Origin of the sequence: Ectopseudomonas guguanensis (assembly GCF_900104265.1) — a bacterium.
Taxonomy (GTDB): domain Bacteria; phylum Pseudomonadota; class Gammaproteobacteria; order Pseudomonadales; family Pseudomonadaceae; genus Aquipseudomonas; species Aquipseudomonas guguanensis.
This window is the reverse complement of the sequence record NZ_FNJJ01000008.1, coordinates 236,869-256,790: the sequence shown is the minus strand read 5'-3', so window position 1 is coordinate 256,790 and position 19,922 is coordinate 236,869. Positions and strand designations below refer to the sequence as shown.

Genomic DNA, 19,922 nt, shown 5'->3' with positions numbered 1-19,922 from the left:
AAGATGTGGGCAATTTCACAGTTTCGCGCCCAACTTTCGGCGGGCGCTCGCCAGCCATGCTGGCCCTTGGCCGCCTGCGCACGCCCATCTGCGCCTCGACCCGCCGGTCGTCGGTTGCGCCCGGCCCATTTCCCTTCACCCGGCCGACGGTTTGCCCTCCCCTGCCGTGCCCCCTAGAATGCCGCGATGCAAAACGACCCCGAACTCCTCCTCGCTTCGCTCAACGACGCCCAGGTCCAGGCCGTGGCCGCCCCGCTCGGCCGCCAGCTGGTGCTGGCCGGCGCCGGCTCGGGCAAGACCCGCGTGCTGGTGCACCGCATCGCCTTTTTGATCCAGGCGATGGGCGCCTCGCCTCATTCGATCCTGTCGGTGACCTTTACCAACAAGGCCGCCGCCGAGATGCGCCACCGCATCGAGCAGATGCTTGGCCACAACCCGGCCGGCATGTGGGTCGGCACCTTCCACGGCCTGGCCCACCGCCTGCTACGCGCGCACTGGCAGGAGGCCGGGCTGGCCGAGAACTTCCAGATTCTCGACTCCGACGATCAGCAGCGCCTGATCAAGCGGGTGATTCGCGAGCTGGGCCTGGACGAACAGCGCTGGCCGGCCAAGCAGGCGCAGTGGTTCATCAACGGACAGAAAGATGAGGGCTTCCGCCCGCAGCACATCCAGGCCGGCGGCGACCTGTTCCTGGCCACCATGCGCGGCATCTACGAGGCCTACGAGGCGGCCTGCGCACGCACCGGGGTGATCGACTTCTCCGAGCTGCTGCTGCGTGCGCTCGACCTGTGGCGCGACAAGCCGGGCCTGCTCGAGCATTACCAGCGGCGTTTCCGCCATATCCTGGTGGACGAGTTCCAGGACACCAACGCCGTGCAGTACGCCTGGCTGCGCCTGCTGGCCAAGGGCGGCGACAGCCTGATGGTGGTGGGCGACGACGACCAGTCGATCTACGGCTGGCGCGGCGCGCGCATCGAGAACATCCAGCAGTTCTCCAGCGACTTCCCCGATACCCAGGTGATCCGCCTGGAGCAGAACTACCGCTCCACCGCCGGCATCCTGAAAGCTGCCAACGCGCTGATCGCCAACAACAACGGGCGCCTGGGCAAGGAGCTGTGGACCGACGGCGGCGACGGCGAGCCCCTGGCCCTGTACGCCGCCTTCAACGAACACGACGAAGCGCGCTACGTGGTCGAAACCATCGAGGACGCCCTGCGCAAGGACGGCCTCAAGCGCAGCGAGATCGCCATTCTGTATCGCTCCAACGCCCAGTCGCGGGTGCTGGAAGAGGCGCTGCTGCGCGAGCGCATCCCCTACCGCATCTACGGCGGTCAGCGCTTCTTCGAGCGCGCCGAGATCAAGAACGCCATGGCCTATCTGCGCCTGCTCGACGGGCGCGGCAATGACGCGGCGCTGGAGCGCATCGTCAACGTGCCGGCGCGCGGTATCGGCGAGAAGACCATCGAGAGCATCCGCGAGTACGCCCGCGCCCACGACGTACACATGTGGGAGGCGATCCGCCTGATGCTGGCCAACAAGGCCCTGCCGGGCCGGGCCGCCGGCGCGCTGGGCGGCTTTATCGAGCTGATCGAAGGCCTGGCCGAGAAGGTCATGGCCATGCCCCTGCACCAGATGACCCAGGTGGTCATCGAGCAGAGCGGCCTGCTCGCCTACCATGAAGCGGAAAAGGGCGAGAAGGGCCAGGCCCGGGTGGAGAACCTGGAGGAACTGGTCAGCGCCGCGCGCGCCTTCGAGAATGACGAAGACGACGAGCTGACCCCGCTGCAGGCCTTCCTCACCCACGCCTCGCTGGAGGCCGGGGATACCCAGGCCGCCGAGAACGAGGACAGCATTCAGCTGATGACCCTGCACAGCGCCAAGGGCCTGGAATTCCCGCTGGTGTTCCTGGTTGGCATGGAGGAGGGTCTGTTCCCGCACAAGATGAGCCTGGAAGAACCGGGCCGACTGGAAGAAGAACGCCGCCTGGCCTATGTCGGCATTACCCGTGCCATGCAGAAGCTGGTGATCAGCTACGCCGAAACCCGGCGTCTCTACGGTAGCGAGACCTACAACAAGGTGTCGCGCTTCGTCCGCGAAATCCCCGCACCGCTGATTCAGGAAGTGCGTCTGAGCAACAGCGTCAGCCGTCCGGTAAGCACCAGCTCGATGAGCGGTGGCAGCCTGTTCGCCGGCAGCGCCGTGCCGCAGACGCCCTTCAACCTGGGCCAGCGCGTACGCCACAGCCTGTTCGGCGAGGGCACCATCCTCAACTTCGAGGGTGCCGGCGCCCAGGCACGGGTGCAGGTGAATTTTGAAAACGAAGGCAGCAAGTGGCTGATGCTGGCGTACGCCAAGCTGGAAGCCTGTTAGCACACCGTATCTGGAGAGAATCGATGAATCGCCGCAATCTGTTCGGCGCCGCTCTGGCGCTGATCGCCGCCATCGGCCTGGTTGGCTGCAAGGACGACAAGGCCGCCAGCGAGCAAGCCGCCGCCAAGCCGGCAGAAACCTTCCACTGGAAGATGGTCACTTCCTGGCCGAAGAACTTCCCAGGCCTGGGCACCGCTGCCGAGCGCCTGGCCGAGCGCATCAACGCCATGAGCGCCGGGCGCCTGACCGTCAAGGTCTACGCCGCCGGTGAGCTGGTACCTGCATTGGAAGTGTTCGACGCGGTATCGCGCGGCACCGCCGAGATGGGCCACGGCACCCCGTACTACTGGAAGGGCAAGGTGCCGGCTGCGCAGTTCTTCAGCAGCGTGCCGTTCGGTCTCTCGACCCTGGAAATGAATGCCTGGCTCAGCCACGGCGGCGGTCAGGCGCTGTGGGACGAAACCTATGCCCCCTACGGCGTGAAGCCATTGTCGGCGGGCAACACCACCATGCAGATGGGCGGCTGGTTCAACAAGGAAATCAACAGCCTGGATGATATCAAGGGCCTGAAGATCCGCATGCCGGGCCTTGGCGGCGAAGTCTGGAGCAAGCTCGGCGCGATCACCGTCAACCTGCCCGGCGGCGAGATCTTCACCTCCCTGCAGACCGGCGCCATCGATGCCACCGACTGGGTCGGCCCCTACAACGACCTGGCCTTCGGCCTGCACAAGGCGGCCAAGTACTACTACTTCCCGGGCTGGCAGGAGCCGCAGGCGGTTGTCGAGTCGATGGTCAACCAGAAGGCCTTCGACGCGCTGCCGGCCGACCTGCAGGCCATCGTCGTCGAGGCCGCGCGCGCCGCCACCCTGGACATGATGAACGACTACGTGTTCAACAACGCCAAGGCGCTGCAAAGCCTGAAGAGCGAAGGCGTGCAGTTCAAGCGCCTGCCGGACGAGGTGCTGCAGGCCATGCGCGAGCAATCCAACCTGGTGCTCGAGTCCCTGGCCGCCGAGAACGACCTCAACGGCCGCATCTGGGCCTCGCAGAAGGCCTTCCTCGAAGAGGCCAGCGCCATGCAGGCGCTGACCGAGAAAGAGCTGTACAACTGGCGTTGAGCCATCTGCTCCCCTCTCCCATTCAGGGGAGAGGGGCTGGGGGAGAGGGCAAGACAGCGCGAGCGCGTTGGCCCCTCCTCTCTACAACGCGGCCAGACGAATCTGCATCGAAGATCATTGGGTTCTGGCGCGTTTTTCTTAGGGATAACTGCCGATGCGTCTTCGCTCTCTGCTTCTCCTGCCCTTGCTCACCTTCGGCCTGATCGGCTGCAAGGACGATTCCACCCCGGCCGACCAGGCCGCAGCGCCCGCCCAGACCTTCCACTGGAAGATGGTCACCACCTGGCCGAAGAACGCGCCCGGCACCGGCACCGCGGCCGAACGCCTGGCCGAACGCGTCAACGCCATGAGCGCCGGGCGCCTGACCATCAAGGTCTATGCCGCCGGCGAGCTGGTGCCGGCGCTGGAAGTGTTCGATGCGGTGTCTCGCGGCACGGCCGAACTCGGCCACGGCACGCCCTATTACTGGAAGGGCAAGGTGCCGGCCGCGCAGTTCTTCGGTGCGGTGCCCTTCGGCCTGTCCACCCAGGAGATGAACGCCTGGCTGAACAAGGGCGGCGGCCAGGCACTGTGGGACGAAGCCTACGCGCCGTTCGGCCTCAAGCCGCTGACCGCCGGCAACAGCACCATGCAGATGGGCGGCTGGTTCAACAGGGAAATCAACAGCCTGGCCGACATCAAGGGCCTGAAGATCCGCATGCCGGGCCTCGGCAGCGAAGTGTGGAGCCGCCTCGGCGCCACTACCGTGGTGATGCCCGGCGGCGAGATTTTCACCGCGCTGCAGACCGGCGCGATCGATGCCACCGACTGGGTCAGCCCCTACAACGACCTGGCCTTCGGCCTGCACAAGGCGGCCAAGTATTACTACTACCCGGGCTGGCAGGAGCCGCAGTCGGTGCTCGAACTGCTGATCAACCAGAAGGCCTTCGATGCGCTGCCGGCCGATCTGCAGGCCATCGTCACCGAAGCGGCACGGGCGGCGACCCAGGACATGATGGACGACTACGTGTTCCACAACGCCCTGGCGCTGGACGAGCTGAAGAAGAGCGGCACGCTGCTCAAGCGCTTCCCCGACGAGGTGCTTCAGGCCATGCAGCGCGAGAGCGAGCAGGTGCTCGGCGAGCTGGCCGCGCAGAGCGAGCTCAACGGCCGCATCTGGGCCTCGATGCAGGCCTTCCAGGCGCTGGCGACCTCGATGCATGCGCTGTCGGAAAAGGAACTGTACGACTGGCGCTGAGCCGCTGAGGGTTATAGCCCTTACCTTTGTGGGAGCCCCGCCCCGGGGCGAAGCTTTTATTACCTAAGCTTCGCGGCAGGGCGCCGCTCCCACCCATGCGGCGCGGCCACACCTGACCTGGCGGACTCCGTTTGTCGTTCCAGACGCCAGCTCATGCACCGGCGGCCATACTTCACGGATGAAAAAGAAGCCGACCGACCCCGCCCAGATTCTCGATACCGCCCTGCAACTGGCCGACGTCTGCGGCTGGGAGCGCCTGCACCTGTTCGAGGTGGCCGCCGCGCTCGACATTGGCCTGGACGATATCGCCCGCCATTACCGCGACAAGGACGAGCTGGTGGAAGCCTGGTTCGACCGCGCCGATCAGGCCATGCTCGGCCACGCCCGCAATCCCGATCTGCACCATCTGAACGCCGAGCAGCGCCTGGAAAGCTGCCTGCTGGCCTGGCTCGGCAGCCTGGCGGCGCACCGCTCGGTCACCGGGCAGATGCTGCTGTACAAGCTCGAACCCGGACATATTCATCTGCAGGTGCTGGGCCTGATGCGCATCAGCCGCACCGTGCAGTGGTGGCGCGAAGCGGCCGGGCGACAAACCCAGCACCTGTGCCGCATCGCCGAGGAAAGCCTGCTCACCGGCGCCTACCTGCGCAGCTTCGTGCACTGGCTGCGCCATCCCGAGGAAGACGCGGCCGAGTTTCGCGCCTTCCTGCGCCGCCAGCTGCGCTGCGGCCCGCTGACCATGCTGCTGCGGCGCCCGTGATCCGGGAAAACCGCGCCCCTCGCCCCCGGATTGCATCCGGGCTACGCGGCCATGCCGTAGGGTGCGCCGTGCGCACCAGCTTTTCATGTCACGGGCCATCGGTGCGCACGGCGCACCCTAGCCTCCGCGCTCGGCGGGCAAAAGCCGGAAACATTCTGTCACTGGCCATCGCCGGCTACGGCGGGCAAGATGCGGCCCACGCACTTTCCTCAGAGAGAAGACCCTGATGCAGCGTTTCCTCAGTATCGCCATGGTCCTGTGCCTGGCGCTGACCTTCAGCTTCGAAGCGCACGCCAAGCGTTTTGGCGGTGGCAAATCCTTCGGCTCCGCCCCCAGCCACCAGACCCGCCAGGCCACTCCGCCTGCACAGCCCGCCGCCCAGGCTCCGGGTCGTCAGCAACCGGCCGCTGCCGCCAGCGGCGCTTCACGCTGGCTCGGCCCGCTGGCCGGTCTGGCTGCCGGTGGCCTGCTGGCCTCGATGTTCATGGGTGACGGCTTCGAAGGCCTGCAGATCATGGACTTCCTGATCTTCGGCCTAATCGCCTTCCTGATCTTCCGCTTCCTCGCCGCCCGTCGCGCCCAGCAGCAGCCGCAAGCAGCCACTGCCGGCGCGCCGTACCAGCGCGAAATGCCGAACACCGGCAACGCTCCGGCAGCCGGCAGCAACATCTTCGGCGCTCGTCTGGCCTCGGCCGCTCCGGTGATCAACGCCCCGGCCTGGTTCAACGAGCAGAGCTTCATCGCCGCCGGTCGCGAGCACTTCATGAACCTGCAGCAGCACTGGGACGCGAACGAGATGGACAAAATCGCCGAGTTCGTCACCCCGCAACTGCTGGAATTCCTCAAGCGCGAGCGTGCCGAGCTGGGTGACGGCTTCCAGTCCACCTACATCGACGACCTGCAGATCCAGCTCGATGGCGTCGACGACAACGCCGAGAAGACCATCGCCACCCTGACCTTCAGCGGTGTGTCGAAGACCTCGCGCTTCGACCAGGGCGAGCCGTTCAGCGAAAGCTGGCGCCTGGAGCGCGCCCAGGGCGACAACCAGCCCTGGCTGATCGCCGGCATTCGCCAGAACTGATCTGAGCGACGCATGAAAAACCCCGGGCTTGCCCGGGGTTTTTCGTTTCACCCGTCATCGCGGCTAAAGCCGCTCCTACGATCCGCCCCGTGGGAGGCGCTTCAGCGGCGACGGCCCCATCACGACAGATCGGTAGCCGTCCGGCGCATGCCGATATGCGGGATGTCGTCCTCCAGGTAGACCTCGGTCACCGCCGCGAAGCCATACCGCCCGTAATAGCCCTGCAGGTGCGCCTGCGCCGACAGGTACACCGCCACCCCCGGCCAACGCCGGCTGCACTCGGCCAGGGCCTGCTCCATCAGCCTATGGCCCAGGCCGCTGCCGCGCGCCTGCTCAGCGATCACCACCCGGCCGATGACCACCTCGCCATCCATGCGCTGCGGGTCGAGCAGGCGCAGATAGCCCACCAGCGCATTCCCCTCACGCGCCAGCAGGTGGCAGGTATCGCCGATCAGGTCCTGGCCATCGGTTTCCAGATAGGGGCAATTCTGCTCCACCACGAACACCTGGGTACGCAGCGCCAGCAGTTCATAGAGGGTGGCGGTATCGAGTTCGCTGTGGTGCAGACAGTGCCAGGTGACGGACGACATGGGAGAACTCCGCAAAAGCACCATTATGGGATGACGGCGACAGGTTTTCATTCTGCCTGCCGGCTACTGTATAAAGCCGATCCCCCATGATGAGGAGCCGACGCCGTGGAAGAAGTCATCGAACAGCTGCGCGAACTCAACGAGCCGGTACCGGTACCGCTGGAGCTGCCGGACGAGGAAACCCTGGTGGAGATTCAGGAGCAGATCCTCATCCACCTGCCCTTCGAGCTGCGCGAGTTCCTGCTCAAGGTCAGCGACGTGGTTTATGGCCGCCTGGAGCCGGTGACCGCCAGCGACCCGCATTCGCACACCTACCTGCCGGAAGTCGCCGCCGAAGCCTGGAGCCTGGGCCTGCCACGCGACCTGGTGCCTCTGTGTCAGGATGGCCGCGATTACTACGCGGTGGACGTCGAGGGCCAGGTGTGGCTGTGGGACGGCGACGAAGGCGAACTCACCGACGAGAGCTGGGACTCGGTCTGGCACTGGTGCCGCGACGTCTGGCTGGAGAGCTGAGCCCGCCTTCGCCGTAGGGTGCGCCATGCGCACCCGCCTCGCGCAATCCAGCAGCATGCGCGGTGCGCGCGGCGCACCCTACGGCGTTGCGCAGGGCCAGGGCACCGCGCACCCGTCGTGGGTGCCCGGTACGTCATCTACCGTCCTTCTGCGCCGGCTTGTACCCAGGCTACGGCGCACCGTCTCAGCCCTCGCCCTGCTCCAGCGCCAGCAGGTTGAGCAGAAAACGTGCGAAGTAGATCAGGTCCTGCTCCATGGCCTGGCGCGCGGCCTTGGCGTCGCCGGCCTCGATGGCGGCGAAGGCGTCTTCGTGGAAATCGTTGAGCCGGAGCGACAGGTCGGCGCCGGTGAACAGGCGGTTGAAGAAGGGCCCGATCTGCAGCCACAGCGACTCGATCGAACGCACCAGCACCGGGTTGCCGCAGGCGCCGTACAGGTGCAGGTGGAACTGGCTGTTGGCGTTGAGATAGTCCTGCACCTGGCGCTGCTCGATGGCCACATCCATGCGCTGCACGCAGTCACGCAGCCGGGCCAGGTCGTCGCCGTGCAGACGCGGCGTGGCGAGCTCCACCGCCAGGCCTTCCAGCGCCAGACGCACCTGGAAAATGTGTTCGTAGCGTTCGCGGGTCATCGAGGGCACTCGTACCGAGCGCTGCTGCTCGCCCTCCAGCGCGCCCTCGGCCACCAGCCGCTGCAGCGCTGCGCGCACCGGCATCGGGCTGGTGCCCCATTCGGCCGCCAGGTCGCGGATCTTCAGCCGTTGCCCTGGCTGGAAGCGCCCAGCCAGAAGGCCCGAGCGGATGTTCTGGTACAGCTGTTCCTGCAGGTTGTCAGCCATGCACCACCTCCATCGGAGGCGCCGGCAGTTGGGCAAGGGTCAGGCTACAGTCACGCATGGAAGGCTCCAGTCAAGAATGCGTCGAGTCTACGTCAGTGCGCGATTTTGTATGAAAATCCACGCAGCGAAAATATTTTGTGATCACAGATTAATATAAAAATAGGTTTAGGCCGAATATCGAGTGCCAGTTTACTATTTTGTGATCACAAAATATCATGCCGGCAGCATCCAAACGAGGTATGACCCATGACCACCGCCAGTGGCATCAGCCAAGTCGCCGTAGACCGTTTCGTCGCTGCCGAGCGCGAACGCTTCCTGTCCTGCAATCCGAAATCCGTGGCCCTGGCCGAGCGCGCCCGCCACTCGCTGTACGGCGGCGTGCCGATGCACTGGATGGCCGACTGGTCGACGCCGGTGCCGCTGTTCGTCGAGCGGGCCAAGGGCGCGCGCTTCTTCGATGTGGACGGTCACGAGTACGTCGACTTCTGCCTGGGCGACACCGGCACCATGTTCGGCCACTCGCCGGACCCGGTGGCCCGCGCCCTCGCCGAGCAGGCGGGCAACGGCCTGACCACCATGCTGCCCGGCGAGGACGCGGTGGTCTGCGGCGAGCTGCTGGCCCAGCGCTTCGGCCTGCCCTACTGGCAAGTGACCGCCACGGCAACCGATTCCAACCGCTACGTGCTGCGCTGGGCTCGCGCCATCACGCAGCGCAAGACCCTACTGGTGTTCGACGGCTGCTACCACGGCACCGTCGACGACGTGATGGTGCGCCATCGCGATGGCCAGACCGTGCACCGCTCCGGCCTGGTCGGCCAGGCCTATGACCTGACCGAGCACAGCCGCGCCATTCCCTTCAACGACGTCGAGGCGCTGGAGGCGGCGCTGGCTCAGGGCGACGTCTGCGCCCTGCTCTGCGAACCGGCGATGACCAATATCGGCATGGTGCTGCCCGATCCAGGCTTCATGCAGAAATGCCGGGAACTCACGCGTAAATACGGTTCGCTGTTGATCATTGACGAAACCCACACCATCTCCACCGACATTGGCGGCTGCACGCGGCTGTGGGGCCTGGAGCCTGACTTCTTCGTGGTCGGCAAACCCATCGCCGGCGGCGTACCTTGCGGCATCTTCGGCTGCAGCGCAGAGATGGCCACGGCCATGACCCGGGCCCGCCAGCGCGCCAGCGAGGAAAGCCACGGCCACGGCCACAGCGGCATGGGCACCACCCTGTCGGCCAACGCCCTGGCCATGCATTGCATGCGCGCCAACCTGGAACAGGTGATGACCCAGGCCGCCTACGATCACATGCTGCCGCTGGCGGCACGACTGGCCGAAGGCTTCCGTCAGTTGATCGGCAAGCACGAGCTGAATTGGTCGGTAACCGAACTGGGCGCACGCTGCGAATTCCAGTTCTGCGCCACGCCGCCGCGTACCGGCGCCGAGGCCGAGGCAGCCTTTCACGACGAGCTGCAGATGGCCCTGCACCTGTACCTGATCAACCGCGGCATCCTGATCACGCCCTTCCACAACATGACCCTGTGCTGCCCGAGCACCACCGCAGCCGATGTGGACCGATTGATCGCCACCCTGGACCAGGCCCTGACCGAGCTGCTGGCCATCCCCGGCGCCCGCGAGTAAACACACGCCAAACCCTAGGGTGCGCCGTGCGCACCGTTAACCCAGTGGTGCGCACGGCGCACCCTACGCGAGAACCATCATGCAATTCGCCAATCCCCAGGAAGTCCGCGACTTCCTCGCCAAGCACCCCGAGGTGCGCAGCATCGAGCTGATGCTGATCGACGCGGGCGGCATCCCGCGCGGCAAGCTGCTGCATCGCGACGAGCTGCTGGCCATGTACGAGAACGGCCGGCCGCTGCCCAGCTCCATCCTCTCGCTGACCATCCAGGGCGAGGACGTCGAGGAAAGCGGCCTGGTCTGGGAAGTCGCCGACGCCGACTGCTGGACCTATCCCCTGCCCGGCTCGCTGTGCCTGCAGCCCTGGCGCGCGGTGCCCACCGGCCAGGTGCAGGTGAGCATGCACCCGACCCAGGGCCTGCCGGCCACGCCGGGCGATCCGCGCCACGTGCTGGCGCGTACCATCGACGCGCTCAAGGCCGACGGTTATCACCCGGTGATGGCGGTGGAGCTGGAATTCTATCTGCTGGACAAGGCCCGCGATGCCAATGGCCGCCCGCAGCCCGCCGTGCAGATGAATGGCATGCGCCCGCAGGCGCCGCAGGTCTACGGCGTGTACGAGCTGGAGCAGATGCAGCCGTTTCTCGACGATCTCTACGCCGCCTGCGAGGTACAGGGTTTGCCCGTGCGCACGGCGATTTCCGAATACGCCCCCGGCCAGCTCGAACTGACCCTGGAACACCGCTTCGATGCGCTGCAGGCTGTGGACGAAGGCGTGCGCTACAAGCGCCTGGTCAAGGGTGTGGCGAACAGGCACGGGCTGCAGGCCTGCTTCATGGCCAAGCCGTTCGGCGACCAGGCCGGCAGCGGCCTGCATATGCACGTCAGCCTGGCGGACGAGAACGGCAATAACCTGATGGCCTCGGACGACCCACAGGGCACGCCGCTGCTGCGCCATGCCATTGGCGGCATGATGGCCACGCTCGACGACGCGCTGGCGATCTTCTGCCCCAACGCTAACTCCTTCCGCCGCTTCCAGGCCAACAGCTACGCGCCGCTGGCCAAGAGCTGGGGGGTGAACAACCGCACCGTGTCCTTCCGCGTTCCCGGCGGGCCGGCGGGCAGCCGTCATGTCGAGCACCGCATCTGCGGCGCCGACGCCAACCCCTACCTGGCCGCGGCGGCGATCCTCGCCGGCATTCACAAGGGCATTCGCGAGCAGATCGACCCGGGTCAGGCCATCGTCGGCAACGGTTACGAGCAGGCTCGCGAAACCCTGCCCACCGACTGGCTCACCGCGCTGCGCAATCTGGAGAATTCGAGCTGGGCGCGCGAAGCGCTGGGCGAGGACTTTCTCAAGGTGTTCCTGGCGATCAAGTGGGCCGAGTACCGCCAGTTCATGGGTGAAGTGGGCGAGCAGGACTGGCGCTGGTACCTCAATCACGCCTGAGCAGCAGGACGGGCAGCCTGCCTACACGGCTTTGTCAGCGCGGCCGGGCAGCGACCTTGATGTAGTCGCCGGCCACGCTGATGCCCATGCCACCGTAGTCCTGGCAGCCATCGGCGAACACTTCCAGCACCTGCACGGTGATGCCTTCGCGCAGCAGCTGCACTGCACAATCGGCGCCCAGGCCGGCATCCTCCAGGTGCATCTGCACAGCGTCGCCGACCAGCTTGCCCTCCAGTTCGCCAAGCGCTGCCGGGCCGTACTCCTCCACCCGAGCACCGGCACGCACGGGCGAGAAACTGGCGTGATAGCCGCCATTGCCATCCTCGCTGATCAGCAGCTCGCTCCAAACCGCCTGGCCAGCGTAGCGCAGGTAGCGTCCTGCCGGACTGGCAGCCAGTGCTTGGTAATCCAGTGCTTCGGCCACCTTGCGCAGGTGCAGGCGGGTCGAGGAACCGCTGAGGTTGTTATGCAGCGCCACGCCCAGCCAGGCGCGCGCCATGCCCGTATTGCCAGCGCGCAGGTTGGCCAGGATGAGATTGTTCAGCGCCAGCTCCAACTGTGCCGTGTCACCCTCCTCGACCCGTCGTAACTGACGTTCGAACGCTTCGATGGCCTGCTCGAAGCGGCCGTCCTGATAGGCGGCGCTGCCGACCTGGTTGCACTGCACCGCTGTGGCGCATTCCTCGGTCGCCTGCACGGTACCGGCCAGCCCCAGCAGCAGCGCTAGAAGCGGCAATTTCTGGCGAATCAGCATGAATGAACATCCTTGCAGTAGTGAGTGTGTATCTTGCATCCCCGTAATCAGCAGGCCTTACTCTCATAAGCCCCACACGTACTCGGAGCGACGATGGAAGCCGGAACCGCGCAACTGACGATGACCGTACTGATGACCCCGGACATGGCCAACTTCTCCGGTAACGTGCACGGCGGCACGCTGCTCAAGTACCTCGACGAAGTCGCCTATGCCTGCGCCAGCCGCTATGCCGGCTGCTACGTGGTGACCCTGTCGGTGGATCAGGTGATCTTCCGCGAGCCGGTGCATGTCGGCGAGCTGGTGACCTTCCTCGCCTCGGTCAACCACACCGGGCGCACCTCGATGGAGATCGGCATCAAGGTGATCACCGAGAACATCCGCGAGCGCTCGGTGCGCCACACCAACAGCTGCTTCTTCACCATGGTCGCGGTGGACGGTCAGGGGCGCCCGGTGGCAGTGCCCGAACTGCAGCCCGATACCCCCGACGGCCTGCGGCGCCAGCGCCAGGCCAAGCAGCGCCGGCAGATTCGCGATGAGCTGCAGCAGCGCTACCAGGCGCTGAGCGAGGAGAAGAACAGCGACGCGTAGGGCGGGTGCAACCCGCCGCAGGCAGCAGCTCGCGCCTAGTCGTGGCCGATGTAGAACAGCAGCTCGCGGCGCTGCGGATGATCCTTGAGCCAGGCGCGAATCTCGTCGGCGCGGGCGATGGCATCCGCGCCGGCGATACGGCCGAAGCGCTCACGCCGCGCCTGTTCGCTGGCCTCCTGACGCACCTGGCGCTGCCAGGCGTCGGTGAAGATCGCCGGCATGCGCTGGCTCAGCTCCAGGGCCTTGAGCAGCTGCCATTCACCGCTGTCCAGCCAGGCTTCGTCGCAGCTGCCGCACAGGTCCAGACGGTTGGCGCGGGTGCCGCTGATCTGGTACTTGCTCATCAGCTTGGCGCACTTGGGGCAGCTCAGCGCATGGCTGGTTTCACCCACTTCGGCTTCGGCGGCAAGGGCTGTCGAGGTTTCCTGCGCGGGCCGGCGCTCGGCCCAGTCACGATAATGCAGCAGGCTGACCAGCGTACCAGCGCATTGCGGGCAGCCATGGCCGAGCAGGCCATCGTCGAATTTTGTCGGTTGCAGGCGACTGGTACGGCAGGCGGGGCAATGCATGATGACGTCCTTTTCGTGTGAAGTGCGCGAACGCTAATGCACAGCCGACGCAAGGGCAAGCGGGATGCTGAGAACTGGGCGACAGATAGGCTAAGCTCTGTTTCCCTGCTCCGGAGTCGTCATGATCAACCTGTTCGATGTCTTCCTGCTGATGCTGTTCGCCGCCGTCTGCGCCTGGCTGTGGCGCGGCCACGGCATTCGCGAGCGCGCGCTGGCGCTGGCCAAGCAGCACTGCGCCAAGCTCGACGTGGAGCTGCTCGACGGCGCCGTGGCGCTACGCCGCCTGGCCATCCAGCGTGATGCCAGGGGGCACCGGCGCCTGGCGCGGCTGTATGACTTCGAGTTCACCGTCACCGGTGAGCAGCGTCTGCGCGGGCATATCAGCATGTTCGGCGCGCACCTCGGACGCATCGAACTGGAGCCGCACCCGGTGCTGGAACCGCAGCCCGAACCGGTGTCGGTGCAGACTCGTGACAACGTGATCCGCCTCGAAGACTGGCGACGCAAGGCATAACCCGCGAGGGTGGCGGGTTGCACCCGCCCTACTCGCTCAGCTGCGCTGCAACAGGAAGTCCGCGACCCGCGCTGCGCTGTCGACCGGTTGCTCCTGCATGAAGCAATGCCCGCCCGGCACCACCTGGCTGCGCACATGGGCGTTGCTCGCGCACCAACGCGCCACCGATCGGGCAACGAAGGGATAGGTGTGCGCGCCGTGGATCACTTCGGTCGGCGTCGTCACCCTGGCCAGCGACGGCCACAAGCGCCGCGGGTAGGAGCCGAAGATCTCCGCCTCGCGGCTGGGCCTACACTTGAGTTCGACGCCGCCCTCGACATCCTTCAGCGCATGCTCGATATAAGCGTCGAACGCCGCTTCGTCCCAGCCGCGGAACATGCCGCGGCCGTGCAGCGCGGCATGTGCGCTGGCGCGATCGGGCCATTGCCGGCGACGCTTCTGGGCCTTCTTCGCCAGGCCGGTGCGCTGCGCCAGGCCGACCACGTCGGACAGCGCCATCACGCCGATCATCGCCGGGCTGAACAGCACCGGGTCGAGCAGCACGGCGCGCCGGAACAATTCGGGATGGCGCGCCAGGATCAGACTGGTGAGCACACCGCCAAAGCTGTGCCCCAGAGCGAAGCGCGGCACCTCGCCGAACGGCGCGCGCAGGGCCTCGAAGGCCTCCACCGCCAGCTCGGCGCTGCGGTTCCAGCCGTGGAAACGACCACCGTGATCGCTGTCACCATGGCCCTGCACGTCGCACAGCCAGAGGTCGAAATCCTCGGCCAGCAGCGCCAGCATCGGCGTGTAGACCCGCCCGCAATAACCGTTGCCGTGCAGGAAATGCAGCAGCGGTTTGCCCGACGGCGGCGTATGCCAGCCGCGCAGGGTGAAACCGGCAGAGGTGTCATGGGACCAGGGCAGCAGGTGCATAAGGGTTATCCACAGCAGAAAAAGCGCGGCGAGTGTATCAGCCGGCCGCAGGGATTCGGCAGGCGGCGAACGCAGCGGTCAGTGCGTCGGCGCCCTGCGCCTGCTCGAAGATCAACTCCAGCCGCGAGTCCTTGCGCCATTCGCTCGGGCTCCAGGGCTGCGGCACTTGCCCCTGCACGGCATTGAGCGAACGCCAGCCCTCGGCGCCATGCAGCACGGCCTTGGCCCTGCGCCAACCCAGGCTCTGCAGCCAGCGGCTGACCTGCTCGAGGTCGAAGCACTGGCTCGGGTGCCAGCGCCAGCCGATACTCCAGCCCTCGGGCTGGTCCTGGATCAGGCAGATGGGTTCGTCCGGCGCACGCCAAAGCTGCGTCAGAGAAGCGGTGGCGGCGGGAAGCTCGGCCGTCTCGGCCTCAGCTGCGCGCGCGCCGAAACCTGGCAGCGCGGCCAGGTCGAGGCGGCCCTGGGTGGTCCAGTGCAGCGGCAATGACGGCAATGCCGCGACGATGCGAGTGCGGTCCGCGGCGCTCAGATGCTCACTCTTGTTCAATAGCAGCAGGCCAGCCTCATCCAGCGCCTGACGCTGCACCTGCGGCAGCGGCTGACCGGCCGCCAGGGCGGCGGCGTCCAGCACCAGCAACGCCGGCTGCACGGCCAGTACGCCGAGCCAGGGCGGCTGGCGCAACTGCGCCAGCAACTGCGCCGGATGCCCCAGACCGGATGGTTCGACCAACAGGCGATCAGGCCTGGCCTTGCGCAGCAGGCGGCCGAGGCCGATCTGGAAGGGCGCGCCGTTGACGCAGCACACACAGCCACCAGCCACTTCGGCCAGGGCGATGCCATCGTCACCTTGCTCCAGCAAGGCCGCATCCAGGCCGATCTGGCCGAATTCGTTGATCAGCACCGCCCAGCGCTCGCCCGCCGGTTTCTGCGCCAGCAGGTGGCGGATCAGGCTGGTCTTGCCGGCACCCAGCGGGCCGGCGATGAGGTGGGTAGGGATTTGACTGAGCATGAATCTATGGTCGGTGGTTCGCCGGGCAAGTGCCAGCACAGACTGCAAGGAAGCGGCATGTTAGATTCGCCGGCAGTTTTTCGGGAGTCGAAACGATGCGTGCATGGCTGTTGCTGTTCTCTCTGCTGCCGGGCCTGGCCCTGGCCGAAGCCTGTGTGGTGCATAGCCAGGCCGAGCGTCTGGATGTGAAGGTCTGCCAGGAGAATCGCAACATTCCCGCCACGCTGTTTCGCGAGGGCTTCTGCCAGCCGCAGCTGCAGGGGCAGACGGTCGAGGTGGAGTTCGTCGAGCAGTGCCCGCAGGGTGCCTATGGCATTTGCCAGAACGCGCGCGCCGGCAGCGGTATGTACCTGCAGGACATCCACTACTACGGCGTGGCCAGCGATGCGCTGTATCTGGAGCCGGCCTGCAAGACGCAGTATCAGGGCAAGTGGATCAAGCCCTGACATCAAAGCGTCATCCAACAAGCGCCTAATGACGATGGGTACCTCACATGACCCTCATGTCGAGTCACGCGTCGACATGATCTCTTGGTGCTTGAGGCCGGGGCAGTCGCTCCGGCCTATTTTTTTGCCATGCCGACAGTTTCGTTCAGGCCAGCCAATCCAGTGTCAGCAGCAGGCGCCGCTGACCGGCCGGCGGCTGCGGTGAGCGATGGATCAGCCCACGGCCTTCGTTACCCTGCCACTTCTCGCCCTTGGCCAGCGCCACATGCCCGGTATCCAGACGCTGGATCACCGCCTCATCCGTAGGCTCTGCATCCGGCTGACCGAGCCTGCTGCGCGGCATCGCGCCCTCTTCCAGCCACTCGCTGCCAACTCCGGCGTAGCTGGTGATCAGCCGCAGCGGTACATGGTCGACGTGAAAGCGCGGGCACATGGCCTTGTCCAGCGCGCGCAGGCGCAGCCCTATGCGCTGGGCATCGAGCAGGCAGGCGTAGGCGCGCACCAGCCAGGCCACGTCGGCGAGGAAGGCGGCCTGGCCCGGCAGGTCGGCATACTGCGCGACCAGGCCGCTCAGGTTCGGCTCGCTGTCGGCACGCGGCAGTTCCAGGGTCATGGAATGCGCCAGGGGCTCGCCCTGGGCCAGCAGCGCATCGGCGAAGTCGGCGATCTGCGCCGGCAGGCGGCGCTGCCAGACGGCCAGGTTGACGCCGTCGTGCAGCACCTCGCCGAGCACCTGAATATCCGCTCCCAGCACCTGCCGGGACACTTTCGGCAACTGCAGGGCGAACATCAGGCGGCCTCCTGCTGCCAGGCGCCGAACGGGTCGGCGAGCAGACGCCAGGCTTCCGGGCCGCCGGCCATTTCCTCATCGGTGAGCAGGCAGGCGTCCAGCTCGGCGGTCAGGCGGGCGAAGTCGATGTTCTGGCCGATGAACACCAGCTCCTGGCGGCAATCACCGACCTCTGCGCTCCAGTGCTTCATGATCGCCTGCAGGCCTTCCTCGTCCTGCGGCCAGTGTTGCCTGGACACGAAGCGCCACCAGCGTCCGGCCAGGCCGTGACGCATCAGGCCGCCGGCCTGCGACCAGCTGCCGGCCTCCTGATACTTGCTGGCCAGCCAGAAGAAGCCCTTGGAGCGCAGCAGGCGGCCATTCGTCCATTCCTGCGAGAGGAAGTCGAAGAAGCGCTGCGGATGGAAGGGCCGACGCGCGCGGTAGGCGCTGGAGGCGATGCCGTATTCCTCGGTTTCCGGCACGTGCTCGCCGCGCAGTTCCTTGAGCCAGCCCGGTGCTTGCGAGGCGCGGTCGAAATCGAAGCGGCCGGTGTCGAGGATCTTGTCCAGGGCGATCTGCCCCATGCTCATGGCCTGGATGTCCGCGTGGGTGTTGAGCCCGCGCAGGATGGCCATCAACTCCTCGCGCTCGGCCTGGCTGATCAGGTCGATCTTGCTGATGAGGATCACGTCGGCGAACTCCACCTGCTCGATCAGCAGGTCGGTGATCGAGCGTTCGTCCTCCTCGCCCAGGGTTTCGCCACGGCTGGCCAGGCTGTCGGCCTCATGGAAATCGCGCAGGAAGTTCACCCCGTCGACCACCGTGACCATGGTGTCCAGCCGCGCCAGGTCGGACAGGCTGCGCCCCTGCTCGTCGCGGAAGGTGAAGGTCTCGGCCACCGGCAGCGGCTCGCTGATGCCGGTGGACTCGATCAGCAGGTAGTCGAAGCGGCCTTCGCTGGCCAGGCGGCTGACCTCGTCGAGCAGGTCTTCGCGCAAGGTGCAGCAGATGCAGCCGTTGCTCATTTCAACCAGCTTCTCTTCGGCACGGTTGAGGCTGACGTCCTGCTGGACGGTGGCACCGTCGATGTTGATTTCGCTCATGTCGTTGACGATCACCGCGACCTTGCGGCCTTCGCGATTCTTCAGCACATGGTTGAGCAGGGTGCTCTTGCCGGCGCCGAGAAAGCCGGACAGCACGGTAACGGGTAGACGCTGATTCATGGGGGTGTTCCTCGTTCAGTCACGGTCACGCTGATGTTTTTCGCGCTGCTCCTGCCGCTCCTTGGCTTCGATGCACAGGGTCGCGGTCGGACGCAGCAGTAGGCGTTTCAGGCCGATGGGTTCGCCGGTCTCGGCGCACCAGCCGTATTCGCCACGCGCCAGGCGTTCGAGCGCCTGGTCGATCTTGTCCAGCAGCTTCTTTTCCCGCTCCAGCAGGCGCAGCTGCCACTGGCGCTGCTCCTCGGCGGCACCGATATCGGCAACGTCGCTGCTGGTATCGGGCTGACGCAGCTCGGTGAATTCCTCGTCGATGCGCGCCTGCAATTCGGCTCGCTGGGCCAGCAGTAATTCGCGGAAGAACCGCTGCTGGGCATCGTTCATGTAGTCGTCGGCTGGCTGGGCCAGCAGTTCGGCTTCGGTGGGCATGGTCAGGGTCATGGCAAATCGGCTGGCTTGTTTCAATTGTTATAACATAACATTTATTTCCGACAGCAACCCACGGATTTGCGATGAACGAACAGCCTCTGCCGGATATTGCCGCTCAAGCCACTCACCACGATCTGCCACTGCAGTGGGTCGGCATGGCCGGTATCGCTCTGCCCATTCGCCTGGCGGGCGCGGCCGTGACCGCCAGCGTCGATATCGGCGTCAGCCTCGACGATGCCGGTGCGCGCGGCATTCACATGTCGCGCCTGTATCTGGCCCTGCAGCATTTGGCGGGCAAGCCGCTGACCCTCGCTGCGCTGCAGCATCTGCTGGACGGCTGCCTGAGCAGTCACCACGAGCTGTCCGACAGCGCCTCGCTGACGGTGCGCGGCGCGCTGCCGCTGCAGCGCCCGGCACTGGTCAGCCAGTTGAGCGGCTGGAAGCACTACCCCTTCGAGATTCACGCCCGCCAGGATGGCCGCGGCCTGCATACGGAACTGCAGGTGGAACTGGACTACTCCTCGACCTGCCCCTGCTCGGCAGCGCTGGCCCGCCAGTTGATTCAGCAGCGCTTCGCCGAGACCTTTGCGCAGGAGTCGCTGGACTATCTGGAGGTGCTCGACTGGCTCGGCTCGACCCAGGGCATAGTCGCCACGCCGCACAGCCAGCGCAGCACGGCGACCCTGCGGCTACGCCTGGCCCCCGACTGCGCCGAGCTGCCGCTGCTGGCGCTGATCGACAGCGCCGAACGCGCGCTCGGCACGCCGGTGCAAACCGCGGTGAAACGCGCAGACGAACAGGCCTTCGCCCTGGCCAACGGGCAGAATCTGATGTTCTGCGAGGACGCCGCCCGCCGCCTGCACCGCGCCCTGCGCCAGCTGCCACAGGCCAGCGCCTTCTGCCTCAGGGTGGTACACGCGGAAAGCCTGCACGCCCACGACGCGGTGGCCGAAAGCCGCTGGAACTGGAGCTGATCCCTGGCTGTCCACGCCTTCGAGTCATGACAGGTCAGCCGAAGCCGGCTGCCTAGGCCCGGGGGCCAAGCGCCGCTTGTTTGGCCAGTTGTGACCCCCACTGTCCTCATCGCGACGCCCCGGGGGACATCCCG

21 protein-coding genes are annotated in these 19,922 nt (G+C 66.3%); 12 read left to right on the top strand and 9 right to left on the bottom strand.

The annotated features are described in order from the left end of the window. Positions 1-186 precede the first annotated feature (186 nt). The 5 genes from uvrD (at position 187) to BLS61_RS13900 (ending at position 6,566) form a co-directional block, all read left to right on the top strand. A complete protein-coding gene (gene uvrD, locus BLS61_RS13920; RefSeq protein ID WP_090431778.1) occupies positions 187-2,370 on the top strand; it encodes a DNA helicase II in 2,184 nt (727 codons plus the stop codon). 23 nt (positions 2,371-2,393) lie between these two features. Beyond that, positions 2,394-3,488, top strand: a complete 1,095-nt coding sequence (locus BLS61_RS13915) for a TRAP transporter substrate-binding protein (protein ID WP_090431777.1) — start codon at positions 2,394-2,396, stop codon at positions 3,486-3,488. Positions 3,489-3,642: 154 nt separating this feature from the next. Then, positions 3,643-4,725, top strand: a complete 1,083-nt coding sequence (locus BLS61_RS13910) for a TRAP transporter substrate-binding protein (RefSeq protein WP_090431775.1) — start codon at positions 3,643-3,645, stop codon at positions 4,723-4,725. A gap of 178 nt (positions 4,726-4,903) precedes the next feature. Continuing rightward, entirely contained in the window at positions 4,904-5,485 is a 582-nt protein-coding gene (locus BLS61_RS13905; protein WP_090431773.1) for a TetR family transcriptional regulator, read from the top strand. A 226-nt stretch (positions 5,486-5,711) separates the two neighbouring features. Continuing rightward, positions 5,712-6,566 carry a Tim44 domain-containing protein gene (locus BLS61_RS13900; RefSeq protein ID WP_090431771.1) on the top strand — a complete coding sequence of 285 codons (855 nt, stop codon included), beginning with the start codon at positions 5,712-5,714 and terminating at the stop codon, positions 6,564-6,566. Between the two features lie 119 nt (positions 6,567-6,685). On the opposite strand, the gene BLS61_RS13895 is transcribed toward BLS61_RS13900, so the two are convergent. After that, positions 6,686-7,156: a GNAT family N-acetyltransferase gene (locus BLS61_RS13895; RefSeq protein WP_090431769.1), complete on the bottom strand. Its 471-nt coding sequence runs from the start codon at positions 7,154-7,156 to the stop codon at positions 6,686-6,688. Positions 7,157-7,261: 105 nt separating this feature from the next. Here BLS61_RS13895 and BLS61_RS13890 point away from each other — a divergent pair, with 105 nt between their 5' ends. Continuing rightward, complete coding sequence (locus BLS61_RS13890; protein WP_003241226.1) at positions 7,262-7,669, top strand: SMI1/KNR4 family protein; 408 nt, start codon at positions 7,262-7,264, stop codon at positions 7,667-7,669. A gap of 184 nt (positions 7,670-7,853) precedes the next feature. On the opposite strand, the gene BLS61_RS13885 is transcribed toward BLS61_RS13890, so the two are convergent. Beyond that, positions 7,854-8,507, bottom strand: a complete 654-nt coding sequence (locus BLS61_RS13885; protein WP_090431768.1) for a GntR family transcriptional regulator — start codon at positions 8,505-8,507, stop codon at positions 7,854-7,856. A gap of 246 nt (positions 8,508-8,753) precedes the next feature. Here BLS61_RS13885 and BLS61_RS13880 point away from each other — a divergent pair, with 246 nt between their 5' ends. Next, entirely contained in the window at positions 8,754-10,148 is a 1,395-nt protein-coding gene (locus tag BLS61_RS13880; RefSeq protein ID WP_090431766.1) for an aspartate aminotransferase family protein, read from the top strand. A gap of 79 nt (positions 10,149-10,227) precedes the next feature. Beyond that, the gene (locus tag BLS61_RS13875; protein WP_090431764.1) at positions 10,228-11,595 is read left to right on the top strand and encodes a glutamine synthetase family protein; all 1,368 of its coding nucleotides are present in this window, start codon (positions 10,228-10,230) and stop codon (positions 11,593-11,595) included. 34 nt (positions 11,596-11,629) lie between these two features. On the opposite strand, the gene BLS61_RS13870 is transcribed toward BLS61_RS13875, so the two are convergent. Continuing rightward, on the bottom strand, positions 11,630-12,349 hold the full coding sequence (locus tag BLS61_RS13870; RefSeq protein WP_090431762.1) for a hypothetical protein: 720 nt from the start codon (positions 12,347-12,349) through the stop codon (positions 11,630-11,632). A gap of 93 nt (positions 12,350-12,442) precedes the next feature. Here BLS61_RS13870 and BLS61_RS13865 point away from each other — a divergent pair, with 93 nt between their 5' ends. Beyond that, positions 12,443-12,937 carry an acyl-CoA thioesterase gene (locus BLS61_RS13865; protein WP_090431760.1) on the top strand — a complete coding sequence of 165 codons (495 nt, stop codon included), beginning with the start codon at positions 12,443-12,445 and terminating at the stop codon, positions 12,935-12,937. A gap of 35 nt (positions 12,938-12,972) precedes the next feature. On the opposite strand, the gene BLS61_RS13860 is transcribed toward BLS61_RS13865, so the two are convergent. After that, positions 12,973-13,506 carry a TFIIB-type zinc ribbon-containing protein gene (locus BLS61_RS13860; RefSeq protein ID WP_090431758.1) on the bottom strand — a complete coding sequence of 178 codons (534 nt, stop codon included), beginning with the start codon at positions 13,504-13,506 and terminating at the stop codon, positions 12,973-12,975. A 121-nt stretch (positions 13,507-13,627) separates the two neighbouring features. Here BLS61_RS13860 and BLS61_RS13855 point away from each other — a divergent pair, with 121 nt between their 5' ends. Beyond that, positions 13,628-14,020, top strand: a complete 393-nt coding sequence (locus BLS61_RS13855; protein ID WP_090431756.1) for a DUF3301 domain-containing protein — start codon at positions 13,628-13,630, stop codon at positions 14,018-14,020. Positions 14,021-14,056: 36 nt separating this feature from the next. Here BLS61_RS13855 and BLS61_RS13850 read toward each other — a convergent pair whose 3' ends face one another. Beyond that, a complete protein-coding gene (locus BLS61_RS13850) occupies positions 14,057-14,935 on the bottom strand; it encodes an alpha/beta fold hydrolase (RefSeq protein ID WP_090431754.1) in 879 nt (292 codons plus the stop codon). Positions 14,936-14,972: 37 nt separating this feature from the next. Continuing rightward, entirely contained in the window at positions 14,973-15,947 is a 975-nt protein-coding gene (locus BLS61_RS13845) for a CobW family GTP-binding protein (protein WP_090431752.1), read from the bottom strand. A gap of 95 nt (positions 15,948-16,042) precedes the next feature. Here BLS61_RS13845 and BLS61_RS13840 point away from each other — a divergent pair, with 95 nt between their 5' ends. After that, on the top strand, positions 16,043-16,393 hold the full coding sequence (locus BLS61_RS13840) for an NADH:ubiquinone oxidoreductase (RefSeq protein WP_090431750.1): 351 nt from the start codon (positions 16,043-16,045) through the stop codon (positions 16,391-16,393). Between the two features lie 145 nt (positions 16,394-16,538). On the opposite strand, the gene BLS61_RS13835 is transcribed toward BLS61_RS13840, so the two are convergent. Genes BLS61_RS13835 through dksA form a run of 3 tightly spaced genes read right to left on the bottom strand, consistent with a single transcriptional unit; the run spans position 16,539 to position 18,826 of the window. Beyond that, complete coding sequence (locus tag BLS61_RS13835) at positions 16,539-17,183, bottom strand: DUF1826 domain-containing protein (RefSeq protein ID WP_090431748.1); 645 nt, start codon at positions 17,181-17,183, stop codon at positions 16,539-16,541. Next, on the bottom strand, positions 17,183-18,388 hold the full coding sequence (gene zigA / locus BLS61_RS13830) for a zinc metallochaperone GTPase ZigA (RefSeq protein ID WP_090431746.1): 1,206 nt from the start codon (positions 18,386-18,388) through the stop codon (positions 17,183-17,185). Before zigA ends, BLS61_RS13835 begins: the two co-directional genes overlap by 1 nt. Before the next feature lie 15 nt (positions 18,389-18,403). Further along, positions 18,404-18,826, bottom strand: coding sequence for an RNA polymerase-binding protein DksA (gene dksA, locus BLS61_RS13825; protein WP_090431744.1), 423 nt, complete (start codon positions 18,824-18,826; stop codon positions 18,404-18,406). 71 nt (positions 18,827-18,897) lie between these two features. Here dksA and folE2 point away from each other — a divergent pair, with 71 nt between their 5' ends. After that, a complete protein-coding gene (folE2, locus tag BLS61_RS13820) occupies positions 18,898-19,788 on the top strand; it encodes a GTP cyclohydrolase FolE2 (protein ID WP_090431742.1) in 891 nt (296 codons plus the stop codon). The last annotated feature ends 134 nt before the right edge of the window (positions 19,789-19,922 follow it).